The organism is Ensifer adhaerens (assembly GCF_020035535.1).
Taxonomy (GTDB): domain Bacteria; phylum Pseudomonadota; class Alphaproteobacteria; order Rhizobiales; family Rhizobiaceae; genus Ensifer.
Genome location: NZ_CP083349.1, coordinates 3,856,134 through 3,865,000, shown reverse-complemented (window position 1 = coordinate 3,865,000; position 8,867 = coordinate 3,856,134). Strand labels below are relative to the sequence as shown.

Annotated in this window: 7 protein-coding genes (1 of these 7 only partly in view); 5 read left to right on the top strand and 2 right to left on the bottom strand. The window is 62.5% G+C overall.

The window, feature by feature from the left end; genetic code table 11:
- From hrpB to LAC81_RS18730, 3 genes are all read left to right on the top strand, one after another.
- Window positions 1-747 carry the end of an ATP-dependent helicase HrpB gene (gene hrpB, locus LAC81_RS18740; RefSeq protein WP_223725994.1) on the top strand. 1,713 nt of this gene lie to the left of the window's left edge, so 747 of the gene's 2,460 nt are visible here — the last part of the coding sequence; its start codon lies off the left edge, out of view; it ends in the stop codon at window positions 745-747.
- 34 nt (window positions 748-781) lie between these two features.
- A complete protein-coding gene (locus LAC81_RS18735; RefSeq protein ID WP_223725993.1) occupies window positions 782-2,089 on the top strand; it encodes an ActS/PrrB/RegB family redox-sensitive histidine kinase in 1,308 nt (435 codons plus the stop codon).
- Between the two features lie 182 nt (window positions 2,090-2,271).
- Complete coding sequence (locus LAC81_RS18730) at window positions 2,272-2,859, top strand: ActR/PrrA/RegA family redox response regulator transcription factor (protein ID WP_113538230.1); 588 nt, start codon at window positions 2,272-2,274, stop codon at window positions 2,857-2,859.
- Window positions 2,860-2,932: 73 nt separating this feature from the next.
- Here LAC81_RS18730 and LAC81_RS18725 read toward each other — a convergent pair whose 3' ends face one another.
- The gene (locus LAC81_RS18725) at window positions 2,933-3,463 is read right to left on the bottom strand and encodes an MmcB family DNA repair protein (RefSeq protein ID WP_223725992.1); all 531 of its coding nucleotides are present in this window, start codon (window positions 3,461-3,463) and stop codon (window positions 2,933-2,935) included.
- 182 nt (window positions 3,464-3,645) lie between these two features.
- Here LAC81_RS18725 and LAC81_RS18720 point away from each other — a divergent pair, with 182 nt between their 5' ends.
- The gene (locus LAC81_RS18720) at window positions 3,646-4,335 is read left to right on the top strand and encodes a L,D-transpeptidase (RefSeq protein WP_113538232.1); all 690 of its coding nucleotides are present in this window, start codon (window positions 3,646-3,648) and stop codon (window positions 4,333-4,335) included.
- A gap of 273 nt (window positions 4,336-4,608) precedes the next feature.
- Window positions 4,609-6,543, top strand: a complete 1,935-nt coding sequence (locus LAC81_RS18715; protein WP_223725991.1) for a HAMP domain-containing methyl-accepting chemotaxis protein — start codon at window positions 4,609-4,611, stop codon at window positions 6,541-6,543.
- An 81-nt stretch (window positions 6,544-6,624) separates the two neighbouring features.
- On the opposite strand, the gene LAC81_RS18710 is transcribed toward LAC81_RS18715, so the two are convergent.
- The gene (locus tag LAC81_RS18710) at window positions 6,625-8,796 is read right to left on the bottom strand and encodes a malate synthase G (protein ID WP_223725990.1); all 2,172 of its coding nucleotides are present in this window, start codon (window positions 8,794-8,796) and stop codon (window positions 6,625-6,627) included.
- Window positions 8,797-8,867: the final 71 nt, after the last annotated feature.

Here is an 8,867-nt window from a genome sequence, read left to right as displayed (position 1 = left end):
GCACATATGCCCGAGGCGATCACCCGCGAAGACCAGAGCTTCTTCGACAAGCAGAGCCGGCAGGTACGCGCACGCCGCGTAACGCGGCTCGGCGCCATCATCTTCGAGGAGGCGCCGCTTGCAAGACCCACCGGCGAAGCTGCCGCACGCGCGCTTGCCGACGGCGTGCGCCAGCTCGGCCTTGCCGTCGTGCCGTTCTCGAAAGAGGCGATGCAGATGCGCGATCGCATCGGTTTCCTCAACCGTTCGATCGGCGAGCCCTGGCCGGATGTCTCCGATCAGGCGCTACTCGACCGTCTCGACACGTGGTTCGTGCCCTTCCAGCACGGCGTGACCGCCATTGCCGACATCAAGCCGTCCAACCTGTCCGATGGCCTGCTGTCGCTCATTCCGCACGAGCGGCAGCGAGAACTCGCCAAGCTCGCGCCGACGCATTTCGAGGCGCCGACCGGGCAAAGGCACCCGATCCACTATGACGGCGACGAACCGCTGCTATCAATCCGCGTACAGGAACTGTTCGGTCTCAAGACCCATCCGGCGATTGGCAATGGCCGCCTGCCGCTGCTGCTCGAACTGATTTCGCCCGGCCATCGCCCGATCCAGACGACGCGCGACCTTCCCGGTTTCTGGGCGGGTTCCTGGCGGGACGTGCGCGCGGACATGCGTGGGCGCTATCCGAAACACCCGTGGCCCGAAGATCCGGCGAATGCGGCGCCGACGACACGGGCGAAGCCCCGTGGTACATGAGACGAAAGCACCGATGGCGGGAATACAAGGACGAATGACCACAGTTGCGCTCGAACACAACAACGACCAGACCACCAACCGCAGCCTGCGCCTGCAGACGCTCGTCCGGCTGCGCTGGCTTGCTGTCGGCGGCCAGTCGATCGCCGTCCTCATTACCGCGTTCTGGCTGCAGTTTCCGCTGCCGCTGATTTCCTGCCTGGTGCTGATCGCCAGCCTGGCGCTGGTCAACGCCTATGTGACGCTGCGCTGTCCGCCGACGCACCGGCTGCAGCCTCCGGCCGCCTTCGCGCTTCTCGGCCTCGATCTCGCGCAGATCACCGGGCTGTTGTTCATCACCGGTGGTCTCACCAATCCCTTTGCACCGCTTCTCTGCGTTCCGGTCATTATTTCGTCGGCGTCGCAACCGAAATCGCACAGCATCATCCTTGCCGGTCTCGCGGTGATCGCCATCACCGCGCTTGCCTTCTCGCCCTTTCCCCTCCCCTGGTACCCGGGCACGGTTCTGCTGATGCCGCGGGTGCTGACCGCCGGCATCTGGTTCGCGATCGTTTCGATGACCGCCTTTGCCGCCTTCTATACCTATCGGGTCTCGTTGGAGGCGAGCGAGCTTTCGGAAGCGTTGACGGCAACCGAGCTCGTGCTGCAACGGGAAAAGCACCTGTCGCAGCTCGATGGCCTGGCGGCCGCCGCGGCACACGAGCTCGGCACGCCCCTTGCGACGATCAGCGTCGTCGCCAAGGAAATGGAGCGCGAGCTCGGCAACGATCCGCGCTTCGGCGAAGACGTGCATCTCCTGCGCAGCCAGAGCGAACGCTGCCGCGATATCCTGAAACGGCTGACGACGCTCTCCTCCGAAAGCGAAGAACACATGCGGATGCTGCCGTTGTCATCGCTGATCGAAGAGGTGATGGCGCCGCATCGCGAGTTCGGCATCCACATCAACCTCGTCGAGAAGGGCGACCGCACCACCGAGCCGGTCGGCAACCGCAATGCCGGCATTCTCTACGGGCTCGGCAATTTGCTCGAAAACGCGGTCGACTATGCCAAGAAGGAAGTGACGGTAACGGTCGTGCATACGACGGACCGCGTGAAAGTGACGATCGAGGACGATGGCGACGGCTTCGCCCCGGATATCCTGCAGCGTATCGGCGAACCCTACGTGACCCGCCGACAGAAGGACGACAGCGCCGGCGGCCTCGGGCTCGGGCTTTTCATCGCCAAGACGCTGCTGGAACGGTCCGGCGCGCGCCTGCGTTTCGAAAACGGTGGGCCGGACAGGCCGGGCGCCCGGGTCAGCGTCGAATGGCCGCGCGCCCTGATGGATACGAAACTGGCGAAGTGACATTTCGCAGTTTATTGAACGAGGCTATCGCATAATTTTCAAATCGGAATCGATTTAAAGGCAAGATTGTGCAGTAATTCAAAGTGCTACAGCGACCTTTAGCGTCTTGCACGACGCGCGGCGCAGTAGAGGAAACCTAAAGTCTCGGCGAAAGCGCAGGTTTTCGCTCAAGGATTGCCAGAATGACCGACAAATCGACAGCTTCGCCCAGCACGCCCGCAGCCCAGGACGCCGAACTGATCGGACCGGACCGCACCCTGTTGCTCGTCGACGACGACGCGCCCTTTCTCCGGCGCCTTGCCCGCGCCATGGAAGCGCGCGGCTTTTCCGTCGACATTGCCGAATCGGTCGCTGAAGGCATTGCCAAGGCCAAGGGCAACCCGCCGAAATACGCGGTCATCGATCTTCGCCTCGGCGACGGCAGCGGCCTCGACGTGATCGAAGCGATCCGCGGGCGACGCGACGACACGCGCATGATCATGCTGACCGGCTACGGCAACATTGCCACCGCCGTGAACGCGGTGAAGCTCGGCGCCGTCGATTATCTCGCAAAGCCCGCCGATGCCGACGATATCTTCGCAGCCCTCGTTCAGCGCCAGGGTGAACGCGTCGAGCCGCCGGAAAACCCGATGTCGGCCGATCGTGTCCGTTGGGAACACATTCAGCGCGTCTATGAGATGTGTGAGCGCAACGTCTCGGAGACGGCACGCCGGCTCAACATGCACCGCCGCACGCTGCAGCGCATTCTTGCCAAGCGCGCGCCGAAGTAAGCGAATAGCTCTTCAGAAGTAGCGCGATCGTAGGCGGAAAACCGCGTCACACTTTTCGTGGATTGCTCCGGGGTCAGCCGCTATCGCGGCCACCGGACAGGATGTCGCCGATCGAATCACCGAGTTCGCCATTGCGCTCGGCGGCCCACTCCGCGAGCATCAACCGTTGTGCCGCCGTACGGGCAAAGAGCTGCAAGACGGACTTGCGTGTCGCCGGCGGCAGCTTGTGTTCGGGCGCTTCGCGAACGATGTGCCCATCATAACCATCGGAAAGCAACAGACCGCACTCCTGCGGGAAGATATCCAGCGGCACGCCGGCATGGGTTGCGAAGAACAGCCGGTCGCAATGCTGCCGGTAGTCCGGCCATTTGCGGTCGACGCGAAAGTCCTCGATCGAGGTCTTGATCTCGACGATCCAAATCTCACCCTTGGCCGAGAGCGAGATCAGGTCGGCGCGTCTGCCGCTGGCCAGCGTCAATTCGGGCAGGACGGAATGGCGAAGTTCGGCAAAAAGCCGCTGCACGCCGCGACGCACCATCATTGCGCGATTCGACTGCCGACCGTCGATCAACGGATTGTCGCCATGGATGGAGAGGATGGTCATGCGCCGGGTGTCCCTTTGGGACGGTCATTTTGTTGCAAAAAAACAAGGGTCATGGAATTTGCACTTTCCAGCCAAATTGTGGCCGCGCAATCTCTTGCATAGCACAAACTAATCGAAAATAACCGTACGCACTGTTGGTCGCGGCGACCCAGTTTTTCTTTGCTTCTTTTTAAGAGACTCCCATGCGCTTCCGCAATGCCTTCCTCTTGTGCAGCCTCGCGGCGACACTCGCCGTTGCCGGCTGCTCGACGACCTCGTCCAAGCCCGAGACGGCTGCCAACGATCCCGCTCCGGTAGCGGTAACAGTTGCTACGAATCAGATCTTCAACGGCGATTATGGCGCAGTTGAGGACCACGGTTACGCGCTGCCCGCGATCCCGATCAACAAGGTCGACACCCGTTTCCATCGCCAGATCGTCGACTACACCACCAGCGAGCGCCCGGGCACGATCGTCGTCAACACGCCGAATCGCTTCCTCTACTACGTGCTGCCCGGCGGCAAAGCCGTTCGCTATGGCATCGGCGTCGGCAAGGCCGGCTTTGCATGGGAAGGCGAAGCCTACATCGCCTGGAAGCAGGAATGGCCGATGTGGCATCCCCCGAAGGAAATGGCCGAGCGCAAGCCGGAAGTGGCCAAGTATGTCGAGGAAGGCATGGGCCCCGGCCTCAAGAACCCGCTCGGCGCCCGCGCGCTCTACCTCTTCAACGACCAGGGCAAGGACACGCTGTTCCGCCTGCACGGCACGCCGGAATGGTCTTCGATCGGTACGGCCGCATCGTCGGGCTGCATCCGCCTGATCAACCAGGACATCATCGACCTTTATTCGCGCGTTCGCCCGGGCAAGAGCGCCCGCGTCGTCGTCCAGCAATAACCGAATCACTTCGGTCTCGAGGAAGCCGTCGACCTTGGTCGGCGGCTTTTTTGCATCGACGCTCAACCGTCATTTTTCTTTGGTGCGAGCCGCAACGCATCGCGTCAGCGACGCACAGTTGCCGTGCGAAAATGGACTCAAATCAGGGTCGCGAGAACTGGTCGCCTTGGTGCAGATAGGCCCAATTTCGACTTAAATTCAGCCGCTTATTAAGTAAGCGTTATCTAAATAAAAGAAACAGTGTGGCCAGAAAATCCGCTCGGAGGAACTGGCATGCTGATCAAGACAAAGCTCATCGGCGCGATTGCGCTGCTATCAACCATCGCCATCGGCATCGCCATTCATACCCAGAGCACGCTCTCGGAAACCAGCCACATGATGGATGCGGTCTATGCCGATCGCATCGTGCCACTCAAGAATCTAAAGGCGACATCCGATGCGTTTGCCGTATCGATCGTCGATGCCGCCCATAAGGTGCGCAACGGCAACGAAACGATGGAAAGCGGGCTTGCCTCGGTCAACGCCGCGCGGGAAGCGATCAAGAACAACTGGGATGCCTATGCCGCGACGTCGATGACCGACGGAGAGCGAAAACTCGTCGACGACGCGCGCGGTCAGATGGTCGTGGCGATGGATTCGATCGCCACACTGACGCAAATTCTCGCCGACAGAGATCAGAAGGCGCTCGACGCTTTCGTGCGCGACAAGCTCTACGCGACGATCGACCCATTGACGGCGACGATCTCCCACATCTCGGACCTGCAGGTCGAGCTTTCCGGCGGTGCCTTCGAAGCGAAGCATCGCGAGTTCGAAACGGTGCAGACGTTCAACATCGCGATCATCGTTCTCGTCATGGCGCTGACCGCCGGCACTTTCCTGGTGGTGCTGCGCGGCGTCGTCGGGCCACTCGGCCGCCAGATCGCCGCCATGCGCCGGCTGATCGACGGTCACGTCGAAGATGCCGGCGAGCCGGTCGGCGGCAAGGACGAGATCGCTGAAATGGCCCGCGCCATTCAGTCATTCCGCGAGGCGGCACGATCGAACCTGCGGCTGCAAGCCGAAGCGGAGGAGACCCGCCGAACCAATGAAGCCGAGCGTGTCCGCGTACAGAGACAAGCGGAACAGGACGCTCAGGAGCGACTGAGCCAGGCGACGGCCGGTCTCGCGAGCGGGCTGCAGCGGCTCGCCAATGGCGACCTCGCCGTCCGACTGCAGGAACCCTTCGCCGCCGAGTTCGAACAGTTGCGACATGACCTCAACAAGGCGGCGGGACAGTTGAACGACGCTCTTCTGGCCGTCGCCGACAGCGCCGGCAACATCGGCATGGGCACGCGCGAGATCAGCCAGAGCGCCGACGATCTTTCCAAGCGGACCGAACAGCAAGCCGCCTCGCTCGAGGAGACGGCAGCCGCGCTTGATCAGATCACCGCCAATGTCAGCAACTCGTCGAGACGGACGGAGGAGGCGCGCGACGTTGCCGGCGAGGCAAAGACGAGCGCCGCCCAATCGGCCGCCGTCGTCGCCAATGCCGTCGAGGCGATGCGGCGGATCGAGGAATCCTCCAACCAGATTTCCAGCATCATCGGCGTCATCGACGAGATCGCCTTCCAGACGAATCTCCTGGCATTGAACGCCGGCGTAGAAGCAGCACGCGCCGGTGAGGCGGGCAAAGGTTTTGCCGTCGTCGCCCAGGAAGTGCGTGAACTTGCACAGCGCTCGGCCAAGGCCGCGAAAGAAATCAAGGAACTTATCCGCACATCGAGCCAGGAGGTCGAAAACGGGGTGCGCCTGGTGCGCGACACCGGTGAGGCGCTCCAGACGATCGAGACGCATGTGATCACCATCAACGAACATATGGCCGCGATCGCGACGTCCGCCCGGGAACAGTCCGTGGGACTGAGCGAGGTCAACACCGCCGTCAACCAGATGGATCAAGTGACGCAGAGGAACGCGGCGATGGTCGAGGAAGCCAATGCCGCCTCCGCCACCCTGGCGCAGGAGGGTACCAATCTGCGCAACCTGATCGGGCGCTTCATCCTCGGCGGGGAGGCGAATGCGAAGTCAGGAGCGGAATATCGGCATCAGCCGGCGGCGGCAGCAGTCAGCTACCATCACGGCGACCGCACCATTCGGGTCGCCAAGCGATCGACTCCGCTCGCCGCCCAAGGCAATACTGCGCTTGCCACCGACGGATGGGCCGAGTTCTAGGTCAAGGCCGAGCCGGTAAATGACAAGGCCGCTGGTTCCATTGAACACGCGGCCTTGTCGATACATTCAAATCAGGACGAATCAGGCGGCGTTGCGCGCCTTCAATTCCAGACGGCGGCGATGCAGGACCGGCTCGGTGTAGCCGTTCGGCTGCTCGCGGCCCTTCAGAACCAGCTCGATAGCCGCCTGGAAAGCGATCGATCCGTCGAAGTTGCCCGCCATCGCGACATAGAGCGGGTCCTCGGCGTTCTGACCGTCGACGACGGCGGCCATGCGCTTCATCGTCTCGACGACCTGCACTTCGGTGACGACGCCGTGGTGCAGCCAGTTGGCCATGTGCTGGGCGGAGATGCGCAGCGTCGCGCGGTCTTCCATCAGGCCGACATTGTTGATGTCCGGAACCTTCGAGCAGCCCACGCCCTGGTCGACCCAGCGCACGACGTAGCCGAGGATGCCTTGCGCGTTGTTGTCGAGTTCGCGCTGGATTTCCTCCGGCGTCCAGTTCGGACGGACGGCGACCGGCACCGACAGGATGTCGGAGAGCTTGGCGCGGGTGCGGCTCTTCAGGCTTGCCTGGACGTCGGCAACGTTGACGCGATGGTAGTGCGTCGCATGCAGCGTCGCAGCCGTCGGCGACGGAACCCAGGCGGTGTTGGCACCGGCCTTCGGATGCGCGATCTTCTGTTCGAGCATCGCTGCCATCAGATCGGGCATGGCCCACATGCCCTTGCCGATCTGCGCATGGCCGGACAAGCCGCATTCAAGCCCGATATCGACGTTCCAATTCTCGTAGGCGCCGATCCAGGCGGCCTGCTTCATGTCGCCCTTGCGGATCATCGGGCCGGCTTCCATCGAGGTGTGCATCTCGTCGCCGGTGCGGTCGAGGAAGCCGGTGTTGATGAAGACGACGCGCTCGCGGGCGGCGCGAATGCACTCCTTGAGGTTGACCGTCGTGCGGCGCTCCTCGTCCATGATGCCCATCTTCATGGTGTTGGCGGGCATGCCGAGCGCCTTTTCGACACGCGCGAAGATCTCGCTAGCAAAGGCGACTTCTTCAGGCCCATGCATCTTCGGCTTGACGACATACATGGACCCCGCGCGGGAGTTCATGCGGCGACCGCCATTGCCGATGTCGTGCAGCGCGATCAGTGCCGTGACCATAGCGTCCATGACGCCCTCAGCCACTTCCTTACCGTCGCGGTCAAGGATAGCCGGATTCGTCATGAGATGGCCGACATTGCGGACCAGCATCAGCGAACGGCCAGGGAGGGACAGCGTACCGCCGGCGGCGGCTTGGTAGGTACGGTCGGCATTGAGACGACGCGTGAAAGTCTTGCCGCCCTTGGCGACTTCTTCCGTAAGGTCGCCCTTCATCAGGCCGAGCCAGTTGCGGTAGACGACGACCTTGTCTTCGGCGTCGACGGCGGCGACCGAATCTTCGCAGTCCATGATCGTGGTGATCGCCGATTCGAGGATGACGTCGGAGATACCGGCCGGATCTTCCTTGCCGATCGGCGTGGAGGCGTCGAGAACGACGATCGCATGCAGGTTGTTGTGCCGGAGAACGATTTCCGAGCGCGCGCCTTCCGAGCCGGAATGACCTACAAACTGAGCCGCATTGCGCAGCGTCGTCCTAGAACCGTCCTTGAGGCCGATCTCCAGCGCACCGCCCGCGACCTTGAGCGAGATGACATCCGCCCAGCCTCCCTTCGCCAGCGGCGCGCTGGCGTCGAGGAAGTCGCGGGCCCAGGCGATGACCTTGGCGCCGCGCTTCGGATTGTAGTCGCGGCCCTTTTCTGCGCCATCGGCATCCGAGATTGCGTCCGTGCCATAGAGCGCATCATAGAGCGAACCCCAGCGTGCATTGGCGGCATTGAGCGCATAGCGGGCGTTCATGACGGGAACGACGAGCTGCGGACCGGCGATGGTGGCGATCTCCGGGTCGACATTGGCGGTCGAAACGCTGAACTCGCCACCCTCGGGCAGGAGATAGCCGATATCCCGCAGGAAAGCCTGATAGGTCTCGATATCGCTGGGTGCGCCGTTCTGCTTGTACCAGGCATCGAGCTTGGCCTGCAGGTCGTCGCGCTTGGCGAGCAGTGCCCGATTCTTCGGGGCCAGGTCGTGCACGAGGGCGGAAAGCTGCTCAAAGAAATGTTCGGCCTCGACGCCGGTGCCCGGCATCGCTTCTTCCACCAGGAAGCGATGGAGGTCCGCATCAATCTTCAATCCATACTTCTCAATGCGGTCCATCTGCCAACTCCTTGAAATAGACGTAAGGAGCGCCACCGATCCGACCGGATGCGATGAAAGCGCCCCAACAT